This window comes from Acidimicrobiia bacterium (assembly GCA_035651955.1).
Lineage (GTDB): Bacteria > Actinomycetota > Acidimicrobiia > IMCC26256 > JAMXLJ01 > JAMXLJ01.
Genome location: DASRES010000050.1, coordinates 22,757 through 44,953, shown reverse-complemented (window position 1 = coordinate 44,953; position 22,197 = coordinate 22,757). Strand labels below are relative to the sequence as shown.

General features: G+C 72.2%; 19 protein-coding genes. 3 read left to right on the top strand and 16 right to left on the bottom strand.

Annotated features, from left to right (window positions below; translation table 11 throughout):
* Nucleotides 1–30: 30 nt before the first annotated feature.
* The 3 genes from VFC33_11725 to VFC33_11715 are packed head-to-tail and all read right to left on the bottom strand — an operon-like array spanning nucleotide 31 to nucleotide 2,422.
* Entirely contained in the window at nucleotides 31–1,452 is a 1,422-nt protein-coding gene (locus VFC33_11725) for an amidase family protein (protein HZR13906.1), read from the bottom strand.
* A gap of 53 nt (nucleotides 1,453–1,505) precedes the next feature.
* The gene (locus tag VFC33_11720; GenBank protein ID HZR13905.1) at nucleotides 1,506–1,961 is read right to left on the bottom strand and encodes a hypothetical protein; all 456 of its coding nucleotides are present in this window, start codon (nucleotides 1,959–1,961) and stop codon (nucleotides 1,506–1,508) included.
* Nucleotides 1,958–2,422, bottom strand: coding sequence for a hypothetical protein (locus VFC33_11715; protein HZR13904.1), 465 nt, complete (start codon nucleotides 2,420–2,422; stop codon nucleotides 1,958–1,960). Before VFC33_11715 ends, VFC33_11720 begins: the two co-directional genes overlap by 4 nt.
* Before the next feature lie 105 nt (nucleotides 2,423–2,527).
* On the opposite strand from VFC33_11715, the gene VFC33_11710 reads away from it, so the two are divergent.
* Together VFC33_11710 and VFC33_11705 are read left to right on the top strand one after the other, a co-directional pair.
* A complete protein-coding gene (locus VFC33_11710) occupies nucleotides 2,528–4,324 on the top strand; it encodes an acyl-CoA dehydrogenase family protein (protein HZR13903.1) in 1,797 nt (598 codons plus the stop codon).
* Nucleotides 4,325–4,334: 10 nt separating this feature from the next.
* Complete coding sequence (locus tag VFC33_11705; protein HZR13902.1) at nucleotides 4,335–4,844, top strand: hypothetical protein; 510 nt, start codon at nucleotides 4,335–4,337, stop codon at nucleotides 4,842–4,844.
* Nucleotides 4,845–4,902: 58 nt separating this feature from the next.
* Here VFC33_11705 and VFC33_11700 read toward each other — a convergent pair whose 3' ends face one another.
* The 11 genes from VFC33_11700 to groL form a co-directional block, all read right to left on the bottom strand.
* Nucleotides 4,903–5,592 carry an NUDIX hydrolase N-terminal domain-containing protein gene (locus VFC33_11700; GenBank protein ID HZR13901.1) on the bottom strand — a complete coding sequence of 230 codons (690 nt, stop codon included), beginning with the start codon at nucleotides 5,590–5,592 and terminating at the stop codon, nucleotides 4,903–4,905.
* An 84-nt stretch (nucleotides 5,593–5,676) separates the two neighbouring features.
* Nucleotides 5,677–8,163, bottom strand: coding sequence for a [protein-PII] uridylyltransferase (glnD, locus tag VFC33_11695; protein ID HZR13900.1), 2,487 nt, complete (start codon nucleotides 8,161–8,163; stop codon nucleotides 5,677–5,679).
* Nucleotides 8,138–8,476 (bottom strand): P-II family nitrogen regulator, encoded by a 339-nt coding sequence (locus VFC33_11690; GenBank protein ID HZR13899.1) that lies wholly within the window; start codon nucleotides 8,474–8,476, stop codon nucleotides 8,138–8,140. Before VFC33_11690 ends, glnD begins: the two co-directional genes overlap by 26 nt.
* Before the next feature lie 106 nt (nucleotides 8,477–8,582).
* A complete protein-coding gene (locus VFC33_11685; protein ID HZR13898.1) occupies nucleotides 8,583–9,830 on the bottom strand; it encodes an ammonium transporter in 1,248 nt (415 codons plus the stop codon).
* 94 nt (nucleotides 9,831–9,924) lie between these two features.
* Nucleotides 9,925–14,976, bottom strand: coding sequence for a PAS domain S-box protein (locus VFC33_11680; protein HZR13897.1), 5,052 nt, complete (start codon nucleotides 14,974–14,976; stop codon nucleotides 9,925–9,927).
* 94 nt (nucleotides 14,977–15,070) lie between these two features.
* Nucleotides 15,071–15,640, bottom strand: a complete 570-nt coding sequence (locus VFC33_11675) for a hypothetical protein (protein HZR13896.1) — start codon at nucleotides 15,638–15,640, stop codon at nucleotides 15,071–15,073.
* Nucleotides 15,637–15,912 (bottom strand): hypothetical protein, encoded by a 276-nt coding sequence (locus VFC33_11670; GenBank protein ID HZR13895.1) that lies wholly within the window; start codon nucleotides 15,910–15,912, stop codon nucleotides 15,637–15,639. Before VFC33_11670 ends, VFC33_11675 begins: the two co-directional genes overlap by 4 nt.
* A gap of 21 nt (nucleotides 15,913–15,933) precedes the next feature.
* A complete protein-coding gene (locus VFC33_11665; protein ID HZR13894.1) occupies nucleotides 15,934–16,176 on the bottom strand; it encodes an NIL domain-containing protein in 243 nt (80 codons plus the stop codon).
* 2 nt (nucleotides 16,177–16,178) lie between these two features.
* The gene (gene hemQ / locus VFC33_11660) at nucleotides 16,179–16,970 is read right to left on the bottom strand and encodes a hydrogen peroxide-dependent heme synthase (protein ID HZR13893.1); all 792 of its coding nucleotides are present in this window, start codon (nucleotides 16,968–16,970) and stop codon (nucleotides 16,179–16,181) included.
* A 40-nt stretch (nucleotides 16,971–17,010) separates the two neighbouring features.
* On the bottom strand, nucleotides 17,011–17,952 hold the full coding sequence (locus VFC33_11655) for a hypothetical protein (GenBank protein HZR13892.1): 942 nt from the start codon (nucleotides 17,950–17,952) through the stop codon (nucleotides 17,011–17,013).
* A gap of 165 nt (nucleotides 17,953–18,117) precedes the next feature.
* On the bottom strand, nucleotides 18,118–19,755 hold the full coding sequence (gene groL / locus VFC33_11650) for a chaperonin GroEL (GenBank protein ID HZR13891.1): 1,638 nt from the start codon (nucleotides 19,753–19,755) through the stop codon (nucleotides 18,118–18,120).
* A 246-nt stretch (nucleotides 19,756–20,001) separates the two neighbouring features.
* Between groL and VFC33_11645 the strand changes: the two genes are divergently transcribed.
* On the top strand, nucleotides 20,002–20,661 hold the full coding sequence (locus VFC33_11645) for a metal-dependent transcriptional regulator (protein ID HZR13890.1): 660 nt from the start codon (nucleotides 20,002–20,004) through the stop codon (nucleotides 20,659–20,661).
* Nucleotides 20,662–20,811: 150 nt separating this feature from the next.
* On the opposite strand, the gene VFC33_11640 is transcribed toward VFC33_11645, so the two are convergent.
* Nucleotides 20,812–21,657, bottom strand: a complete 846-nt coding sequence (locus VFC33_11640) for a ZIP family metal transporter (protein HZR13889.1) — start codon at nucleotides 21,655–21,657, stop codon at nucleotides 20,812–20,814.
* A 145-nt stretch (nucleotides 21,658–21,802) separates the two neighbouring features.
* The gene (locus tag VFC33_11635) at nucleotides 21,803–22,195 is read right to left on the bottom strand and encodes a hypothetical protein (protein ID HZR13888.1); all 393 of its coding nucleotides are present in this window, start codon (nucleotides 22,193–22,195) and stop codon (nucleotides 21,803–21,805) included.
* Between the last annotated feature and the right edge of the window lie 2 nt (nucleotides 22,196–22,197).

The following is a 22,197-nucleotide window of genomic DNA, read 5'->3' as shown; positions in this document are numbered from 1 at the left end:
TGCCGCCGCACTTCCCAGTTCGCCGGTGGGCTACCAGCCGGGTGCGAGCTTGGGCCACGGCCGCGCCGCCTCGAGCACCGCGCCGGCCGCGAGCGGCAGCTCGTCGCAGTGCCGGCGCGCGACGACCTGCACGCCGACGGGCATGCCGTCCACGAGCCCGGCCGGGATGCTCGCCGCGGGCTGACCCGTCATGTTGAACGGCGCGGTGAACGCGGCGGACGCGACGAACAGGTCCGCCTCGCGTCCCGCGACCTCGGTGACGAACACACCCTCCGCGGGCAGCGCGGTCGTCGCGGTCGTCGGGGTGACGAGCAGGTCGACGTCGCGGAAGACGGCGCCGACCGCGGTGAGCAGCTCGTGGCGGCGACGCATCGCCTTCAGCAGGCCGTCGGGTCGCAACCGGTCGACCATCTGCAGGCCCGAGCGCACGATGGGCGTGAGCTCGTCCCAGTGCTCGCGCGCGGCGTCGAGGTGCCACGCGGCCATCGACACCGACGACTCGATGCTCCACGAGCGGCCGGGCGGCGGCAGGTCGACGTCGATGTCGACGAGCTCGATCCCGGCCCGCTCGGCGAGCACCGCCGCGGCTTCGCGCGTCACCCGCTCGACCTCGGGGTCGACGACGCCGTAACCGAGCGTGCTGCTCCAACCGGCGCGCAACCCACGAAGGCGCGCGACGGCCTCGCCGGACAGGAGCGCGTCCTCGTACGACAGCGCGGGCGGCGGCAGCGACGTCGGGTCGGTCGCGGTCGGGCCCGCGGCCGTGTCGATGTAGCGCGCGGCATCGCGCACCGACCGGACGATCGGGCCGTGCACGGAGGTGAGCGACGTGTCGAACGGGTCGGGGCCCGCACCGATGCGCCCGAACGTGCACTTCCATCCGAACAGGCCGCTGTAGCTCGACGGGATGCGGATCGAGCCACCTCCGTCGCTGCCGGTGCACGCGGGCAGCAGGCCGCCGGCGACGGCCGCCGCGGAGCCGCCCGACGAGCCGCCGGGCGTCCGCTTCGGATCCCACGGATTGCGCGTGATCCCGTGGAGCGGCGTGTTCGTGAAGCTGACGGAGCCGAACTCGGGCGACGTGGTCAGCCCGACGATCACCGCACCCGCGGCGCGCAGGCGCGCGACCTCGTGGGCGTCGGCGCTCGCGACCGCGTCACGATGCAACAGTGACGCGTGCGTGTCCGGGAACCCGTCGACCTGCGAGAGCTCCTTGACGCCGATCGGGATGCCGGCCCACGGCCCGGGGTCCTCACCGGCCGCGACGCGTCGATCGACGTCGTCGGCCTGCCGGCGCGCACCGTCCTCGTCGAGGTGGCAGATCGCGTTCAGCTCCCCGTTGCGGCGCTCGATCCGCGCGAGATGGACGTCGACGACGTCACGCGCGCGCAGCGTCCCGGCGCGCACGTCGTCCGCGATCGTCCATGCGTCCCGCTCCCACAACTCGGTCATGTCTCCGCTCCCTGGCGCCTCGCTTCTCGCGCTCGGGGGGACAGTACGGTCGCTCAGCCGGTGACGCACGCGGTGATGCCGTAGGCACGGGCCGCCTCCGTCGCCTGCTGGGCGAGGTCGGCACCCCGTGCGTTCGCCGCGGCCGCCGCGGCGGCGTCGCCGTGCTCGGAGGCCTGCCGGGCGTCGTCGACCTCGTCGAGCGACCGGTCGACGAGATCGAGCCAGTGGTCGAGCGCGGGCTCGTCGGCGCGCGGCGGCGGGATGGCGCGAACCCGCTTCACGGCGTCGCGCTCGATCGACAGCACGCGCCCGATCGAGGTGGCCAGCGCGGTCGTGTCGGTCGCGTCGCCGCGGACCGCGTTGACGGCACGGTCGGCATCCCGGCACACGGCCGACGCGCGCGTCACGTACTCGGGCTTCGAGATGCTGTGCGACGAACCGCCACACGACGACACCGCCGCGACGAGCGCGGCCGCGACGACACCACACGCGGCCCGTCGGCCACTCACACCTTCTCGCTGCACTTCGTCAAGCCGAGCCGGTCGAGGAGCGGCCGGAGCTGCGAACCCAGCTGGTCGAGCTGCGTGTAGAGCGTGTTCGTCGACTGCGCGTCCGAACGGTTGATCGCGACGACGAGCTGCAGGATCACCTGGTGTTCCTGCGTCTCGAGGTCGAGGAGCCGGCGCACGTCCTGCCGGAGCGCGGCGGGCGGCTGGATCGCCGCGATCTGCTGCTGGAGCTGCTCGTCGATCGCGACCGACTGCTGGAGCGCGTCGGTCAGCGCCTTCGGCGTCGCGGTGGACGGGACGAGCGTGCGGCGTTGCGCGAGCGACTCGAGGCAGAGCCGGTTGACCTGCGCGACGTACTGCGAGCGAGTGGGCGCGTCGGCCTTGGTGCCACCACCGCCGCACGACACGGTCACGAGCGCGACCGTCGCAGCGACCAGGAGCGTTGCGAGTCGGGTTCCCACGCCTGCCTCCGGCGATCGTTCGCCGCACGTTCCGGGGCAAGGTAGTCGCGCCCGTGGCGCCGGATCGGGCTCTCGCGCAGGTTGGGCACCAGTACCCTCGGCAGCATGCTTCCCGACTACGCGACGCACGAGCAGGCGGTCGGACTCGACTGGTACGCCGGCGACCCCAACCTGCGGTTCCTCCTCGACCGTCACCTCCCGGACCCCGCCGACCGGACTTTCGCCGAGGAGCACGTGGGCCGGTTCGGCGCGCTCGTCGGCGGCGACGTCGCGCGCCGCGCCGAGATCACCGACAAGCACGGTCCCGAGCTGCGCCGCTACGACCACTGGGGGCTCGAGGTCGACCAGGTCGTCCACCACCCGACGTGGACCGCGAACAAGGCCGACCTCGTGCGGGCCGGGTTCGTCGGGCTCCCGTGGCACGCGTCACGCCCCGTGCCCGCCGTCGTGACCGCTGCGATCGCGTACCTCGTGTCACAGGCGGAGACCGCGATCTACTGCGGCCTCGGCATGACCGCGGGCGCGGCCGACATCGTCGAGCGGTACGCGCCCGACGGCGTGCGCGACGACCTGCTGCGTCGCCTCACCAGCCTCGACCCCGAGGACGCCTGGGAAGGGGGAATGTTCCTCACCGAACGTCAGGGCGGCAGCGACGTCGGCGCGAACACGACACGTGCCGTCCCGGACGGCGACGAGTGGCGCATCTTCGGCGACAAGCACTTCTGCTCGAACGTCGACGCCGAGGTGTTCATCGTCCTCGCACGTCCGGAGGGCGCGCCCGACGGCGCCGCGGGCCTCGGGACGTTCATCGTCCCGCGGGTGCTTCCGGACGGTTCGCCCAACGGGTTCCGGATCAAGCGGCTGAAGCCGAAGCTCGGCACCGTCGGCGTCCCGACCGCGGAGGTCACCCTCGACGGCGCGCGCGCATGGATGGCGGGCGACCCGCGCGGCAGCGCCCGTCAGGGCGACAGCGCCGGCGGCGTTGCCGCACCCGCCAAGGCCGACGGAGGAGGCCGCAGCGCGGGCATCAACAAGATGATGGAGATGGTGAACGGCAGCCGGTTCGGCGTCGCGCTCATGGGGCTCGGCATCCACCGGCGTTCGTTCCTGGAGGCCGCGATCTACGCCGCGCACCGCGAGCAGTGGGGTCAGCGCATCGACCGCTACCCGCTCGTGCGCGAGACACTCGTCGACGTGCTCGTCGAGCTCGAGGCCGGGCTCGCCATGACGTTCGAGTGCGCGGTCGCGACACGTGCCGCCGCCTCGGAGGACGAGGGACGGCTCCTGCGCCGGATCCTCGTGCCGCTCGCGAAGATGCGCGCCACGCGCGAAGCAATCGGCGCGGCCAGTCAGTCGCTCGAGATCTTCGGTGGCAACGGCTACATGGAGGACTGGCCGATGGCACGCCAGCTGCGCGACGCGCAGTGCCACACCATCTGGGAGGGCGCCGAGAACATCCTCTGCCTCGACGTGCGCCGCGCGATGCGCAACGAAGGGGCACACGAGGCGCTCCTCGCGAGGGTCGAGCGCGCGCTCGACGAGGCGAACGGGAACCGCGCGCTCGCGCTGACAGCGGACGCGGTCGCGACGACGTTGAAGGACGCCCGTGAGGCGATCGCGCATCTCGAGACGTCGCCCACCGACCTGCAGCTGCTGCACGCCCGCCGGTTCTCGTACCTCCTCGCGGATCTCGCCGAAGGCGCGCTCCTGCTCGACGAGGCGTCGTGGTCGCTGCGACGTGACGGCGACGCGCGCAAGGCCGTCGTCGCGCAGCGCTTCGCGCGTCGCCGGCTCGCGCCGCCGCGTGTCCGCGGCATCCTCGACGACGACCGCACCGCGCTCGACCTGTTCGACGCGATCGTGCGCTACGGGCGCGTCGAGCCGTCCGACGTCGCGGCCTGACGAGGTCGTCGTGGCCGAGCGCGTCGCGAGCGCGTTGTGGCACACCCGTCCGGAGATCGTGCTCGCCCTCGACGAGCGGCTCGGCTTGCCGGTCGACAGCTACGTCAACGGCGCGCAGACGTGGCTCGTGGAGGAGTCGGGCCACACGGCCGGCGACCCGGCGCCGACGTTCGAGTGGCGCTTGCACCCCGTCGCCGGGTACCGCGCACCGGCCGGCATCTCGCACTACGACGTGTGGGAGCAGGTCGTCGCGCAGCTGTCCGCGGGCGCGCCGGCCGACGCGTTGCAGCTCGGTGACGAGCAGCGCGCGCTCGGCTCGCTGTGGGACGGGCTGGAGTGCTTCGTCGCGTTCGGCGACGACCTCGAGCCCGTCAACCTCGCGCGTGTCGTCAGCGACGCGCTCGGCATCCCGCCCGACGCCGTCGGCATGGTCGACCACGACCGGATCGGTGACGCGTGGGAGCGGTCGCGTGGTGACGTGTCGGTCGTCGCGTTGCTCGAGGAGCAGCTGCGGTCCTGAGCTTCCGCCTTTGTGCGTCGTTCGTCGTCGCAGCGCAACGTTCAACGACGCACGAACGTCAGGAGTCGCCGCGCCAAGGTGGCGTACGCGGCGCGTCGAACACGCAGGGGCGCTCCTCGCCGTTGATCGCGGCGAACGCCAGGTCGACCCAACGCTCGCCTCCTGCGAGCGGCCACGGCAGCGTGTCGCGCGAGAAGAAGCCGACCTGGCGCGTCTCGAGCGGGTGGCCGCGCAGCTCGCCGCCGAGCATCCGGCAGTGGAACACCATCGAGTACATCGGCACGCGCGCGAAGCCGAGGCGCAGCCCATCGAACACCGCGATGAGGCGGACGGGCTCGACCTCGATGCCGGTCTCCTCGTGCACCTCCTTGATCGCGATCTCGGAGGGCGAGTAGCCGACGTCGGCCCAGCCGACCGGGTAGAGCCAGATGCCGGAGTCGGCCCGCTGCGTGAGCAGGATCTCGCCGTCGTCGTTGCCGACGACCGCGGCGACCGCGACCTTCGGTGTGACGTACCCCGCGACGCCCTGACCGACGGTGCTGATCCACTCGTCGAACAGCGCGTCCGCCTCGGCCTCCTCGATGGCCGCCGCGCGGATGTCGGCGGCGACCTTCAGCACCTCCTCGAACCGCTCGCGCTCGTAGAGGTTCTCGGTGAAGCCGAGTCCCGTGCGCGCGATGCCGGACAGCGCCTCGCACCACCGCAGCAGGTCCGCCGCCGAGACGGGGTGCGCTTCCGGATCGCTCATGTCGTCGACTCCCTCGGGCCGGGCCGTCCCGCGCCGCCGCGCACGGCCCGGCGTCGTCCGCACGGCCGGCAGCCTACGTGCGCTTCAGACGAGACCGAGCTCTGCTCGGATCGCCGCGCCGACCTCGGCGAGTCGTGTCGCGTCGGTCGGCTTCGTGCCGTCGCGGTTGCGCACGTAGAACACGTCCACGACGCGGTCGGCCATGGTCTCGACCTTGGCCAGGCGGACGTCGAGATCCGCCCGGTCGAGCGCGCCGGCGAGCTGCGCGAGGAGGCCGACGCGGTCGGGTGCGTGCACCTCCACGATCACCGACGCGGCCGTGCTCTCGACGTCGATCTCGACGTAGACGCGTCCGTCGTCGCCTGGCCGCGCCCGCGCGTACCGGCGCACGTGCTCGGTCAGGGCGTCGCGCCGATCGGCGCCGTCCTCGAGCGCGCGTGCGACCCGCGCCGCCACGGTGGCACGGCGTGACGCGTCGTCGAGCCGCCCGAAGCGGTCGACGACGGTGAAGACGTCGAGCGCGCGACCGTCGCGGTGCGTGAACGCGAGCGCGTCCCGCACGTCGAGCCCGTCGAGCGCGAGCGCGGTGGCCGCCGTCGCGAGCAGGCCCGGCCTGTCGCGCGCGACGACCGTGCACCGCACATGACCGTCGGCGGCGTCGCCCCACTCGACGACCGTTCCGTCGCGGTCGAGCAGCGACGCGTGGTAGACGAGGTCGTCGAGCGCGAAGGCGTTCGCGTACGGCTCGGGGAACCCGTCGATCAGCCTCGTCGCCTCCTGCACACCGATGCGTGACGCGAGCGCGTCGCGCGCGTCGTCGCGGTGCTCGGTCGCCGAGGTCGCGGAACCCACGAGCGCGGCCTGAGCCTTGACGTACAGCTCGCGCACGAGCGCGGCCTTCGACGCGCTCCACGCCGCGGGCCCGGTCGCGCGCGAGTCGCCCACGGTGAGCAGGTACAGCAGCGCCAGGCGCTCGGGCGTGCCCGCGAGACGCGCGACGCGCTCGATCGTCGTGTCGTCCGACAGGTCACGCCGAGTCGCGGTCTCGGCCAGGGCGAGGTGGTTCGCGACGAGCCATGCGAGCGTGTCGGTCGACGGGCCGTCGAGCCCGAGGCGCGCACCCACCTCGCGCGCGACGCTCGCACCGACCACCGAGTGGTCACCGTCCCGGCCCTTCGCGACGTCGTGCAGGAGCGCGCCGAGCAACAGCACCTCGGGATCGCACTCGGCCGCGACGTGGCCGTCGTAGCCGTCGTCGTCGAGCATCGCGGCGCACTGCGCGACCGCCTCGAGCAGGTGCCGGTCGACCGTGTACCGGTGGTAGGCGTTGCGCTGCGGCAGGGACCGCACGTGCTCCCACTCGGGGAAGAGGCGGGCGACGAGCCCGACCTGGTCGAGCGCCTCGAGCACCGGGATCGCGTCCCGCCCGGCACGAAGGAGCGCGATCAGCGAACGCCGCTCGTCGCCCGTCCAGCGCGGCGCCGGCGCCGACCGCAGCCGTTCGAGCGTCGCCCGATCGATCGGTGCGTGCCGCTCGGCCGCGGCCGCGGCGACCCGCAGGACGAGCGCGGGGTCGACGGTTGCATCGCTCTCGACGACGACGCGGCCGTCGCGCACGACGACTCCGGGTGCGACACGGCGGTCACGGCGGGCCAGGCGGCCGATCGGCCCGCGTTCGGTCGCCTGCAGCCGTTCCCACGCGTCCGCGGCGATCCAGGCGACCTCGCGGGCGCGTCCCGCGAGCGCGCGCACCAGCTCGTCGGCGTCGCGGAACCCGGTCGCGTCGGCGACAGCGTCTTGGTCCTGCAACGCGAGCACGTCGTGGGCTCGACCCGTGCACCGGTGCAGCGCGACGCGCGCGTCCAAGAGGAGCGCCCGGGCCCGTGCGATGACGTCGGGGTCGCCGGGCCGCAGGTACCCGCGGTCGACGAGCGTCGCCAGCCCGCCCGGCTCGCCGCGCGCCCAGCCCGCCCAGTCGAGGGACTGCAGATCGCGCAGACCTCCGGCGCCGTCCTTCAGGTTCGGCTCGAGCATCTCCGCGACGGGCCCCGGACGCGCGACGCGCGCCGCGGCCGCGGCCGCCAGCTGCGAGACGACGCGCGTCCGCCTGCGGCGGGCGAGCTCTCGCACACGCGCGAGGAGGTCATGGCCGACGCGCGCGTCACCCGCGACGACCCGCAAGTCGAGCATCGCGGTCATCCCGTCGAGGTCCTCGTCCGCGAACGCCACGGCCTCGGAGGGCGTCCGAGCCGCGTGGCCGAGCACGAACCCCGCGTCCCACAGCGGGTACCAGAGCGCGTCGGCGAGCGCGCCGGCGCGCGCGCCGTCGTCGACGAGCAGCACGTCGACGTCGGACTGCGGGCACAGCTCCCTGCGACCGTACGACCCGAGCGCGCACACGACGACGCCGTCGTTCGCGCCCGCGTCGTGCAGCGCGTGCGTGAGCGCCGCGTCCACCAAGGACGCGAGCGCGCGTCCGAAGGACTCGCCGCGCAACGTGCCGTCGGCGACGAGCGCGTCGCGGGCCGCCCGCAGCGAGCGCGCGTCAGATGGCGTCGGGACCGACCTCACCCGTGCGGATGCGGTGGACCTCCTCGACGGGGACGACCCAGACCTTGCCGTCACCGATCTTGCCCGTGCGCGCGACCTCGACGAGGCGTGACGTCACACGCTCGACGTCCGCGTCGTCGACGACGACGTCGACGCGCACCTTCGGGACGAAGTCGATCGTGTACTCCGCGCCCCGGTACACCTCGGTGTGGCCGCGCTGGCGGCCGAATCCCTGTACCTCACCGATCGTGAGCCCGTGCACGCCGAGATCCTTCAGCGCTTCCTTCACGTCGTCGAGCTTGAACGGCTTGATGATCCCGGTGATCAGCTTCACGATGCCCCCTGGTCGCGCTCGCGGAGCTCGCCGCTCCTGCGAGCTCGCTCCGCACCCTTTGGGCTGCTCCGCTCGCCGCGCCCCGAGAGTGCCCGGTCCACCTGCATCACACCCGGTCCAGGGCGTATCCGACCTCGGAGTGCAGGCTGAGGTCGAGCCCGACCTCCTCGTCCTCGCCGGAGACGCGCAGTCCGCCGGGGAGCACCCGCTGCAACACGAGACAGATCACCAGCGTGACGACGAACGAGTACACGAGCGTCACGCCCACGGCGAGTGCCTGCTCGCCGAGCAGACCCCAGCCACCGCCGAGGAACACCCCGTTGCGACCGGCCGCGTTGACCGCCTTGTCGGCGAAGAAGCCGAGCAGCAACGAGCCGACGACCCCGCCGACGAGATGCACGCCGATGACGTCGAGCGAGTCGTCGTAGCCGAAGCGGAACTTCAGCGAGACCGCGAACGAGCACACCGCGCCGGCGATGAACCCGATCCACAGTGGCGACATCCCTCCGACGAAGCCCGCGCACGGTGTGATCGCGACGAGTCCCGCGACCGCGCCCGACGCGGCACCGAGGGTCGTCGCGTGCCCGCTCTGCAGACGCTCGAAGACGAGCCAGCCGAGCATCGCGGCCGCCGCGGCGAGGTGCGTGTTGACGAACGCCTGGACCGCGACGTGGTTGCCCGCGAGCGCGGAGCCTGCGTTGAACCCGAACCACCCGAACCAGAGGATCCCCGTGCCGATGAGCGTCAACGGCAACGAGTGCGGGGGCATCGGCGTGTGCGGCCACCCGCGACGCCGGCCGATCACGAGGACGACCGCGAGCGCCGCGACGCCCGCGTTGATGTGGACGACCGTTCCGCCGGCGAAGTCGAGCGCGCCGCGACGGAACAGCCAACCGGCGGGCGCGAACACCCAGTGCGCGACCGGCGCGTACACGAGGATCAGCCATGCACCGAGGAACCAGACCCACGCCGAGAACCGCATCCGGTCCGCGATCGCGCCGGTGATCAACGCGGGCGTGATCACGGCGAACATCATCTGGTACGCCATGAACAGCAGCGGCGGGATCGTAAGCAGCAACCCGGGTGGCGCGTGCTTCGCGGCGTCGGTCACGCCCGCGAAGTCGAGGTTGCCGATCCACCGGTTCGTGCCCGAGAACGCGAGCGAGTAGACGAGCACGGCCCACAGCACGCTCACGAGCCCGAGCGAGAAGAAGTTCTGCATCAGCATCGCGAGCACGTTCTTCGACCGCACCATCCCGCCGTAGAACAGCGCGAGGCCCGGCGTCATGAACATGACGAGTGCGCCGCCGACGAGCACCCAGGCGGTGTCCCCCGCGTTCACCACCCCCAGCACGCGTCACCTCCCGTTCATGTGGCCTGCGGGAGCATGAACGTCGCGCGTTTCGTGCCGATGGCTGCTCGGTTACGGGCGTGTTACGGCGGGTCCCTTAGCCGGCGCGGCGCTCGTGTGCCTCGCCGAACGGACCGGGGAGCGCACCACGGGTCGGGCGCCACAGCGCACCCGGCGCGAGCAGCGCCTCGAACTCCGTCGGTGGCAACGCAGGCGCGAAGAGGAAGCCCTGCGCGCTGTCGCATCCGAGCGCGACGAGCTCCGCGAGCTGCTCCTCCGTCTCGACGCCCTCCGCGACGACGTTCAACGTCAGCGTGTGACCGAGGTTGACGACCGCGGCGACGATCGCGGAGTCCTCGGCGTCGGTGCCCAGACCGTCGACGAACGACTGGTCGACCTTCACGGTGTCGACGGGCAGGCGCTTCAGGTAGCCGAGTGACGAGTAGCCGGTGCCGAAGTCGTCGATGCCGAGCCGCACGCCGAGCGCGCGCAACGCCTTGATCGCACCGAGTGACGCCTCGACGTCCTCCATGAGCACGCTCTCGGTGATCTCGAGCGAGATGCACTCCGGCGCGACGCCGGACGCGTCGAGCGCGGCCGCGACCTCGCCGACGAGCTCCGCGCGCGCGAGCTGACGGGCCGAGAGGTTCACCGAGACGGTGAACGGTCCCCCGCCGCGCACGCGGTGCCAGTGCGCGGTCTGCCGGCACGCCTCCTCGAGCACCCACCGTCCGAGGGGCACGACGAGACCGGTCTCCTCGGCCAGCGTGATGAACTCCGCCGGCGACACCAGCCCTCGATCCGGGTGTTGCCAGCGCACCAGGGCCTCGGCCCCGACGCACGTGCCGTCCCGCAGCGACATCACGGGCTGGTAGAAGACGCGGAACTCGTTGCGCTCGACGGCACGGTGCAGCGCGTTCTCGGTCTCGACGCGCCGGAGCGCCGTCGCGCGCATCGCCTCGTCGAACAGCTCCCACCGGCCCTTGCCGCGTTCCTTGGCGCGGTACATCGCGGCGTCGGCGTCGCGGAGCAACGCCTCGGGCCGGTCGTCCTCACCGGTCGAGAGCGCGATGCCGATGCTCGTGCTCAGGAACTGCGACTCACCCTGGCGCGAGAACGGCTGCTGGATCGCGGCGATGAGCCGCTCCGCGACGTCGACGGCCTGCTCGCGCGCGAGACCGGGCGTGAGGTCCTCGCACAGCACGACGAACTCGTCGCCGCCGAACCGGGCGATCGTGTCGCCCGGACGCACGACGCTGCGGAGCCGGCGCGCGAGCGACGTGAGGAGCTCGTCGCCGGCGTCGTGCCCGAAGCTGTCGTTCACGTACTTGAAGCGGTCGAGGTCGAGGAACAGGACACCGACCGTCGTGTCGCGCCGGCGCGAGCGCGCGAGCGCGACGTCGAGGAACTCCAGGAACAGGACGCGGTTCGGCAGCCCGGTGAGCGGGTCGTGATGGGCCTGGTGCGCGAGCTGCGACTCGAACTCCTTGCGCTCGATCGCGATCGCGGTCAGGTGCACCATCTGATCGACGAGCTGACGGTCCTCCGGAAGCGGCGTGCGCACGTCGTCGAAGTACACGGTGAGCGCACCGAGGACGGACGCACTCGATGCCGTCGGATCTCTCTCGCTCGGCGCCGGGATACCCGGCGCGGCCTTCCGGGGCGCTCGCCGCTCCGACGCCGAACGCACGGGGGTCGACCAGACGCCGCGGAAGCCGAGCCCGCGCGCGATCCGGCCGTACCGCTCGCCCCAACGCTCGTCGGCGACCAGGTCCTCGACGATCACGACGTCGCCCATCGAGACGAGGCCGGACGCGACGTCGTCACCGACGTCGATGCGCTCGACGTCCGCGGCGAATCCGTCCGGCATGCTGGGTGCGGCGATGCAGTGCAGGCGGCGGCTTCCCTCCTCGAGCAGGACGATCGAGCATCGTGCGCCGCCCAGCCCGGCCTCGACGGCGCGCGCGACGGCTTCCAGCGTCTGCGCGAGCGGACGCCCCTCCGCGACCAGCTCCAGGATCTTCGCCTGCTCCGCGAGCCGAGCCTCGGCCTTCTTGCGCTCGGTCACGTCGCGGCCGATCGACTGGTACTCGACGACGCGGCCGGCTTCGTCGACGATGGCGCGCGTCGTCCACGCCTGCCAGCGCGTCGCGCCGTCAGGCATCGTGACCTGGCGTTCGAGCGCGAGCGTGCCGCCGTCGGCGCTGATCCTGCTCACGTGCTCGCTCGCGCGCTCGGCGCCCTCCTCGCCGAGGACGTCGGCCAGCCGCCCTCCGAGGAGCTCCTCGGGCGTGCTGCCCATGTAGCGCGCGTAGGCGTCGTTCACGAACGTGAAGCGCCCGTGGCGGTCGACACGCGCGATGAACTCGGTCTGGTCCTCGACGATCGCGCGATAGCGCTCCTCGCTCGCGGCGATGCGCTCCTGCGCCTCGCGCTGCTCGGTGACGTCGCGCGTCGTGACGACGACGCCGCCGACGGCAGGATCCTCGCTGAGGTCGAGGACCACGGACTCGACGTGCCGCCACTCCCCGTCCGCCCGTCTCACCCGATAGCGCATCGGAGCGCGGTCGCTCGTCGGGTTCGCGACGCGGTGCACGAACGCCTCGGTCACGCGCTCGACGTCGTCGGGATGGATGACGGACGCCCTGTCCTCCAGGTGGACCCCGGTGTTCCCGAAGAACTCCACGGCCGACGGGCTCGAGTAGACGAGCTCACCGTCGGATCCGATCACCGTGATCATCTCGGACAGGTTCTGGACGAGCGCGCGGAACCGCTCCTCGCTCCGGCGCAGCGCGATCTCGGAGCTGCGCTGCTCGGTGATGTCCCGTGCCGTGACGATGAGCGCCTCGACCGCGGGGTCGTCCATCAGGTTGTGCCCGACCGACTGCACGGTTCGGTAGGAGCCGTCGGCGTGCCGGACGCGGAACTCCGACGGCGTGCGCGGCCCCGCCTCGACGAGCGACTCGGCGAGCTCGAGCGCGACGCGCTCGACGTCGTCGGGGTGCACGAACGACAGCGGGTCGAGACCGATCGCTTCGTCGGGCGCGTACCCGAAGACGGACTCGGCCGCCGGGCTCGCGTACCGGATCAGGCCGTCGCGGCCGACGATGAGGATCAGGTCCGACGCGTGCTGGACGACGCCGCGGAACATCGCCTCGTTCGCGAGCAGCGCGCGCTCCGTCTGCTTGCGGTCGGTGATGTCGGCGCACAGCAGCAGCATCCCCGTGATGGCGCCGTTGGGTCCGACCATCGGCGCGACGGACAGGCTGATGTCGACCGGGCGTCCGTCGGGCCGAACCGTGCGCGACTCGATCCCGTTGAACACGCGACCCTCGGCGACGTGCGCGCACAACTGCTCGAAGCGCTCCACCTCGTCGTCGTTGATCATCGGCAGGTAGCGCCCGAGCGCGTCCGCGGCCGGGATCCCGAACAACGTCTCGCACGCGCGATTCCACAGGATGACGTTGCAGTCGCGATCGATCGCGTAGATCGCGAGCGGCGCGTTCTCGAGGATGGCCGTCATCGTCGAGTTCGAACGCCGCAACGCGTCGTGCGACTCGTGCAGCGCGTGCTCGGCGGCGACCTGCGCGGTCACGTCGCGCGCGTTGAGGACGATGCCGCCCACCGCCAGGTCTTCCGTCAGGTTCGTGACGACGGTCTCGAGCCAGCGGTACTCGCCGTCGGCGCGTCGGCCCCGGAACCGCATCGCCTCCTCCGCGCCGGGCGTCGCGCGGACACGTGCGAGGACGGCGTCGACGCGAGCGCGGTCGTCCTCGTGCGTGATGTCGAGTGCCTGACCGGGTGTGTGCCTGTCGAGCGCGGCGCCCAGGAACCGGCGGACCGACGGCGTGACGTAGGTGATGTTCCCGTCCTCGTCCCACACGAGCACGAAGTCGGTCGAGTTCTGCAGCAGCGCCTGCAGCCGCTCCTCACCGCGCTGCAAGGCCTCCTGCGCGCGACGGGCGTCGGTGACGTCACGGGAGTTCGCGACGATGCCGTTCACGCGCGGGTCGTCGAGAAGGTTCGTCACGTGCGACTGGATGTGGCGGTACCGCCCGTCGGAGCCGAGGAAGCGGTACTCGTGCGTGATCGTGGCGCCCGGCCGGGCCCGCAGCTCGCGCTGCATCGCCGCGACCGACTCCCGGTCCTCCGGGTGCACGAGGTCGAGCCCGTCCTCGACGAAGGGGAGCTCGGGCGGGTAGCCGAGCAGCGGCTCGATCGACGGGCTCACGTACCGGCACCGGCCGTGGGCGTCACTGACGCTGATGATGTCGTTCGAATGCTGGACGAGCGACTGGAACCACTCGGCCGACGCGGTCAGCCGCGCCTCGGCGTCCTTGAGGTCGCGGATGTCACGCCCGAGCGTCGCGATGTGCTCGATCGCGCCGTCGGGCGCGCGGCGAGCGACGCACACGACGGACAGCGGGATGGTGTCCCCGTCCGCGGTCGGCATCGTGACGTCGTCACGCCAGATCCCCTCGCGTGCGAGCGTGGGGCCGACGTCTTCGGCGAAGCGCTCGCGCATCGCAGGCGGGTAGATCGCGCGGACGTCGAGGGTCGCGACGTCGGCGTCGTCGGCGACGCCGTACGCCCGGCGCGCGGCGCGGTTCACGTAGAGGACGCGGCCGTCGCCGGTCTCGAGGATCACGTGATCCGTCGTCTCGTCGAGCGCGGCGCGCAGCTGGTCGCCGAGCTGCACGAGCGCGACGCGGTCGGTCGTCTCCTCGCTGACCGCGAGGATCCCGCGCGCGTCACCCGGCACGGGGACGATCCAGGTGTGCAACCACGCGACCGTGTCGTCGTCACGCACGACGCGGTGCGCGACGCTCGCCGACGCGCGCTCGCGGACCACGCCGTCGACGGCCCGGTGGAGCCGGTCACGGTCCCGCGCGAAGCAGGCCGACTCGAACGGGAGGCGGCCGAGGACCTCGGCGGCGGGCGCGGCGGCGAGCGAGAGCCACTCGTCGTCGCACGAGACGACGAGCCCGTCCGCCGAGAGCACCGCCGTCGCGGGTCGGTGCTCGGCCGCGAGCGCGGCGCCCGGCGCCTCGTCCGCCGCGCGCGGCGCTGCGGACGCGACGGGGCCGCGCGCGGGCTTCGCCCCGCCCGTGGAGCCCGTGGTGTCCGTCCGTTCGCGCTCGCTCCGCATCTGCGCCCTCGCGCCCGGCCGGCGTGTCGGCCGTCACGAGTGCTATCGGGCGATCGGGGCCACCGATCAGGGAAACCGGCCCGGATTCGGGACTTCAGCGGCGCCGGCGGCCGCGGCCCCGGGCCGCGCGGCGGGCCCGGATGACCGTCGCCTTCCCGATCCCCCACGCCAGCTGCATGGGCCCCAGCTCGGGATCGCCGAGGTCCCCGAGGCCCCGCGGCGCGAGCCCGTAGCGGTCGCCGGGCAGCGCCCGCTCGTCGAACTCGTCGCGCACGACCGGGGGCACGCCCGCGTCGGCGAGCACGCGGCTCGGCTCCTCGTAGACCGACCGGACGATCTGCAGCGGCGTCGCCCGCTGGACCTCGACGTCCTGGGCGAAGAGCTCGACGAGCGCGGCGGTGACGCGTCGGGCCGCCCGCTCACCGGCGTCGCCGGCCGCGTCGACGGCTCGGGCGCGCGTGTCGGGATCCGCGCCCCATGCGGTCACCAGCTCCGTCACGCGCCGAACGGACCAGCCCGGGACCTCGCGGGCGACGCCGTCCACGATGGCGCGCGCGGCTTCCTCGAGCATCGCCATGCCCCGCGCCTCGGCGCCGGCGGGATCCGCCTCGACGTCGGGCGCGCCCGCGCCGACACCCGGCGGCAGCTCGCGCGGGTCGGTCACGGGCACCGCTCCCAGACCGGGAACACGACGTACTCGACACCGTCACGGCGCGTCGTGCGCCGGGCGGCCCGCAGCCGAGGCAGGTTCGCGTCGACGACGTCGAAGCCTGCCATCCGCTTCCACTCCGCCACCGGGAGCAGCAGCGGTCCGTCCGCGTCGCCGGGTCGCAACAGCGCGTCGACCTGCAGCGCGGGGTGCGCGGGATCGCTCGGGTCCACGCAGTGGCAGAAGTAGACGATCCGCTCGAACACCGCCGTGGCGAGGATCTTCACCGGCTGCGGGTCACGCGCGCATCAACCGGCGACGATGTCGCCTTCCATGCGGTTCACCTGGCAGCCGACCCCTTCGAGGTACGCGACCGCGGCGTCGAGCTGGTCCTGCTCGCCGGTGAGCTGCAGGATCACCCAGCCCGAGTGCGCCTCGACGTTGGCGCGCCGGATGTTCGGGACGACGTCGTAGGACTTCACGATCTCGTAGATCATCGGCCGCTCGACGAGCGACTCGGGGAACGACACGAACAGTCGCTCGCTCGCCATCGTCACGCCCCTCCGTCGACGTCCAGGCCGACACGCGCGAGGGCATCGGCCGGGTCGAGGAGCAGGCCCGTGTAGAAGGGCCCGAAGTCGGCGTAGCGCGCGGAGACCGGGTCGAAGCGCATCTCGTACACGATCTCCTTCAGCGCGACGGGATCGTCGGCCAGCAGCGTCACACCCCACTCCCAGTCGTCGAGCCCGACGGAACCGGTGATGAGCTGCAACACGCGACCGGCGTACGCGCGGCCGACGCGCGCGTGCCCGCCCATGAGCCGCTTCCGCTCGTCGAACGGCAGCTCGTACCAGTTGACGTCGCCGTCGCGCCGCTTCGACATCGGGTAGAAGCAGATCAGGTTCTTGCGCGGCAAGCGCGGGTGCAGCCGGTTCTCCGCGTAGTGCGCCATCCGCTCGCGCCAGGTCGCGAGGCGCGCGTCGAGCTCGTCACCGGCGAGACCCTCGTCATGCGCGAGCCGCGCCCGTTCCTCCTGCTCGCTCGAGGAGTACTCGGACAGCTCCGTGAGCGAGACGTACGAGTACGCGGGCACGAGCGGCGCGCGCAGCAGCTCCTGCTGGAACGCCTGCAGCCGTGCGAGGTCAGGCCCGAGGGCCATCACCCCCACGTCGGCCTTGTGACCGAGCACCGCGAACACGAGCGCCTGGTGATCGTCGGCCTCGAGCGACGCGACCGCGTCGAGCACCCGCTTCGCGGCCTGCGGCTCGGCCTCGGCGCGCGCCCGGTCGACCCGGTAGAGCAGGTGGAGGACCCCCCAGCCGACGGACGGGTAGACCGGCTGCATGACCGTCGAGGGTAGCCCTCGGCGTGTCCGACCGGCCCTGTCAGGCCGAGATGCGCGACGCCCCGCCGTCGTGGCGGGGACGGCGGGCGCTCGCCCCGCCGAACAGCGCGCTGAGATCGACGGTGTCGTCCGCCGGCGGCGGCTGCACGTCGACCGGAGCGCCGAAGTCGTACAGCTCGACCGTCATCGTGAACGCGCGGCCCGACACGCCGAGGGCGCTCGTGTCCGCGTGCACCGTCATGCGGCGCGCGCGTCCCTGCGCGTCGACCCACACGTCGATCGGGATCGTCGTCGACCCGAGCATGCCGAGCGCGCGGCGCGCGTCGTTGCGGTCCTGCGACGGCGTGCTCGCGATCGCCCTTTGCAGGTCGACGTTCGCGGCGTAGTGCGTGGTGTCGACACCGCGCACGACGTCGTGCCCGACCTCGCGCACGTCCGCGACGCCGCGCAGCGCCTGCAGCACCTGCGACGGATCGCTCGACCCGAGCGCGCTCGTGTCGTCGAGGCCGAGACGGTGGAGCGCGTCGTCGCCGATGTCGACCTTCACCCACCGCTTGCCGCCGAGCGCACGGTCGAATCCGCTCCCCGGGATGCCCGACACGTCGAGATACAGCGCGCTCCCGACGACGCGCTCGCTCGTCGTCGCGACCACGCCCGCCGACGCGCTCGACACGCTCATGTCGAGCGCCATCCGGACGGTGACGTAGTCGACGTTGCCGTCACCCGTGATCGTGACGGCGTCGCTGCCTGTCACGCTGAGCTCGAGCGACACCCTCGACGTCTTCGCGGCGGCGGTGCGGTCCGCGCTCGCGGCGACGAGCTCGAGCGGCGTCGGCAACGTCGAGCGCTGCTGCGACGAGCGGCTGGGCTGCGACCCGGTCCCGCACGCCGCAGCGACGACGGAGGCGACCGCCACGACGACGACGGCAGCACGGACGCGGACGAACGACGGCACCGTCGACGGGATCGACCACACACGCACGGGACTTGATCGGCCGCCCGGTGCACCGGTCCAGCCCTCACGCCTTCATGCGTCGTCAAACGTCGCCATACGACGACGAACGACGCATGAACGTGCGTGGAGACGCGAGAGCGGGGCGCCCCGGAGGGCGCCCCGCTCGGACGTTCGCAGCCGCGAGTGGTGCGACTAGAAGTCGCCCATGCCGTCCATGCCGCCGCCGGGCATCGCCGGCGCCGCGGACTTCTCCTCGGGCTTGTCGGCGACGACCGCCTCGGTCGTGAGGAACAGCGCCGCGATCGAGGCCGCGTTCTGCAGCGCCGAGCGCGTCACCTTCGCAGCGTCGATGACGCCGGCCTTGACGAGGTCCTCGTAGTCGCCCGTCGCGGCGTTGAGGCCGTTGGCACCCTTCAGGCTGCGCACCTTCTCGACGATGACGCCGCCCTCCATGCCCGCGTTCACCGCGATCTGCTTGAGCGGCTCCTCGAGCGCACGGGCGACCATGCGCGCACCCGTCGCCTCGTCACCGTCGAGCGTCGTGGCGAGCTCGTTCACCTTGGCCTGAGAGCGGAGCAGCGCGACGCCACCACCGGGCACCACACCCTCCTCGACCGCGGCCTTGGTCGTCTGCACCGCGTCCTCGATGCGGTGCTTCTTCTCCTTGAGCTCGACCTCGGTCGCGGCACCGACCTTGATGATCGCGACGCCACCCGACAGCTTCGCGAGCCGCTCCTGCAGCTTCTCGCGGTCGTAGTCGGAGTCGGTGTTCTCGATCTCGGTGCGGATCTGGTTGATGCGGCCCTGGACGTCGGCACGCGAGCCGGCACCCTCGACGATCGTCGTCTCGTCCTTCGTGATGACGACCTTGCGGGCCTTGCCGAGCAGGTCGAGCCCGACGTTCTCGAGCTTGAGGCCGACCTCCTCACTGATGACCTGGCCGCCCGTCAGGATGGCCATGTCCTGGAGCATCGCCTTGCGACGCTCGCCGAAGCCGGGCGCCTTCACCGCGCACGACTTGAACGTGCCGCGGATCTTGTTGACGACGAGCGTGGCGAGCGCCTCGCCCTCGACGTCCTCCGCGATCACCGCGAGCGGACGGCCTGACTGCATGACCTTCTCCAACACCGGGAGCAGGTCCTTGACCGCCGAGATCTTCGAGCTGACGAGCAGGACGTAGGCGTCGTCGAGGACGGCCTCCATGCGCTCCGGGTCGGTGACGAAGTACGGCGAGATGTAGCCCTTGTCGAAGCGCATCCCCTCGACGAGGTCGAGCTCCATGCCGAAGGTCTGGCTCTCCTCGACGGTGATCACGCCGTCCTTGCCGACCTTGCCGAGCGCCTCGGCGATCATCGAGCCGATCTCCTTGTCGTTCGCCGAGATGGCGGCGACGTTCGAGACCTGCTCGCCCGACTCCTTCACCTGCTGCGCCGACGACTTGATCGAGTCGACCGCGCGCTCGACCGCGAGCTCGATGCCGCGCTTCAGGCTCATCGGGTTCGCGCCGGCCGCGACGTTGCGCAGGCCCTCGCGCACCATCGCCCACGCGAGCACCGTCGCGGTCGTGGTGCCGTCACCGGCGACGTCGTCGGTCTTCTTCGCGACCTCCTTGACGAGCTCGGCACCGATCTTCTCGTACGGGTCCTCGAGCTCGATCTCCTTGGCGATGGAGACGCCGTCGTTCGTGATCGTCGGCGCGCCCCACTTCTTCTCGAGCACCACGTTCCGGCCCTTCGGCCCGAGCGTGACCCGGACGGCATCGGCGAGCTTGTTCATGCCCGCCTCGAGCGCCCGGCGCCCGTTCTCGCTGTACGCGATCTGCTTCGGCATTGCGTCATACCCCCTGGGGCAGCGTCGTTGCTGGTGCGTGCGGTTTGCTGATGCGTGCGGTTGCTGGTGCGTCCGCGTCGCCGCCGGTACGGCCGCTGGGCGCGTCGTCGACGGCGAGGTCTTGCTCTGGGGTGTTAGCACTCGTGGTCGAGGAGTGCTAATGCATGTTGGCACTCTCGGTGCGTGAGTGCAAGCGCGGGAACCGGGGTCCTCACGGCCTGCATCGGCGGTATCCTCCGAGACCCCATGGCCGAGATGCACGACGCCACCGAGGAGTACCTCGAGACCATCCTCGAGATCGAGGAGGAGGGCGTCGTCCCGATCCGGGCCCGGCTCGTCGAGCGGCTCGGCCTGTCCGCGCCGGCCGTCTCCGAGACCGTCAACCGCCTCGTCGACCAGGGCTACGCGGAGCTGCTCGGGGACCGCAGCCTGCGGCTCACACCGAAGGGCCGCGCGCTGGCGACGACCGTCGTTCGGCGCCACCGGCTCGCGGAGCGGCTCCTGACCGACGTGATCGGGCTCGAGTGGGAGAAGGTGCACCGCGAGGCCGACCGCTGGGAGCACGCGATCTCGGCCGACGTGGAGGAGAAGCTCGTCGCGCTGCTCGGCGACCCGGCGACGTGCCCGCACGGCAACCCCATCCCGGGCTCGAAGCAGCGCGTCGACGCCGGCGACGCGGTGGCGTTGAGCAAGGCCTCGCCGGGCGGCATGGTCGTGAGCCGCATCAGCGAGAAGATGGAGCTCGACGACGACGCGCTCCGCCTGCTCGCCTCGCTGCGTCTCGTGCCCGGCTCCCACGGCATCGTCGTGAGCCACTCGACGGACGGGACGGTCGTCAAGACCGACGCCGGCGAGCACACGGTCCCGTCACGCATCGCCGACCTCATGTACGTGCGCGCCGCCTGACGGCGGCGCGATGTCTCCTTGCGCCGCCCCGGAGTCGGAGCGGGGCAGGCTGGACCGTTGGCAAGCGGCGCCCTGCCAACAGCGACCCACGCTGCGCAACGCGTCTCGGTCGCGCAGGTCACGCCGCGTCACGCGTCTCAGCAACTCTTCTCACGCGCCGGCAGCTACTAGGACGTAATCCGTCGCGAAGCCGAGCACCAAGCCGAGGAACAGGCCCCACATCAGCCATTCCTTGTGGCCGAGACGGTGGGCGACCTGCACGAGCTGGACGACGACGTAGATGATCGAGCCGGCCGCGAGCGCGAGGAACGCGAGGAACAGCTCGTCGTTCACGAACGACTGCCCGACGAGCGTGCCGAGGAAGGTCGGGCCGCCGCCGATGAGGCCCATCACGGTGAGGAACCCCCACGACGCGCGCTCGCCTTCCGCGGCGAGCGGTCCGACGATGCCGAAACCCTCGGTCGCGTTGTGCAGGCCGAAGCCGATGATCAGCACGAGCGCGAGGCTGATCTCGCCCCGCGCGGCGGACTGACCGATCGCGAGCCCCTCCGAGAAGTTGTGCAACCCGATGCCGAGCGCGATGAACGTCGCGAGCTGGTACGCAGGCTCGTGGATCTTGCGGGGCGCGGGACGGTGCAGCTCCTCGACGGCCATCGCGCCCGGCCCGAACCGGGCCCGGCGCCGTCGCGCGAGCCAGCGGTCGTAGTACACGAGGCTGAGCAGCCCGATGCCGACGCCCGCCGCGAAGATCGCGGCGAGCATCGCGAACCGCCACCAGCTCCCGTCGCCGTCGCTCGCGTGCGTGAGCGCGGTCTCGACGGTCTCGTTGGCGTGCTCCAGCACGTCGAAGACGAGGAAGACGAGGATCCCGATCGCGACGGCGTTCAGGAAGGCCTGCGTGCGCGGCGCCGGCGAGCGCAGCCGGCCGATCGGCAGACCGAGGAAGATCGTCAGGCCGGCGATGGCGCCGAGGCCGAGGATCTCGGGCGTGGACACGCGGCTCCTCCGTGTCGCTGTTCACGTCGCCGGTCCCGCCACCACTCGCGGTGCGGACCGCCGATGCTTGGGGTGTACCCGCCAGCAGCGGTAAGGGAAGCCTAACTAACTGTCCGATCGACCGTCAAGGCGGGATCGGGCGCGGTCACGGGTACAGCCGGGTGTACCGGGCCGCGTCGCGCGCGATCGTCGCGGCCGCGTTGGCGACCGCGACGGCATCGTGGGCCGCGGCACCCCGCTGCAACGCCGCGACGGCGGCGTCGAGCTCCTGGCCCAGCGCGGGTTCGCGTTGCGTGACCCGGGCGCGGATCCCGTTCCACGCGGTGGCGCACGCGTCGGCCGCGGTGCTCGCCTGGCCGAGTCCCGCGGTCGCCTGGTTTGCCGACGCGACCATCGTCTGGAACCCGTCGGTGACCTGCGTGTCGATGGCGAACGTGGACGCGGTCGCCGGGTTCGACCCCGTGGAGCCGTTGCCGCACGCGCCGACGAGCGCCACCGCGAGCGCGGACGTGAGACCGGCAGCGAGGAGGCGGCGCACGA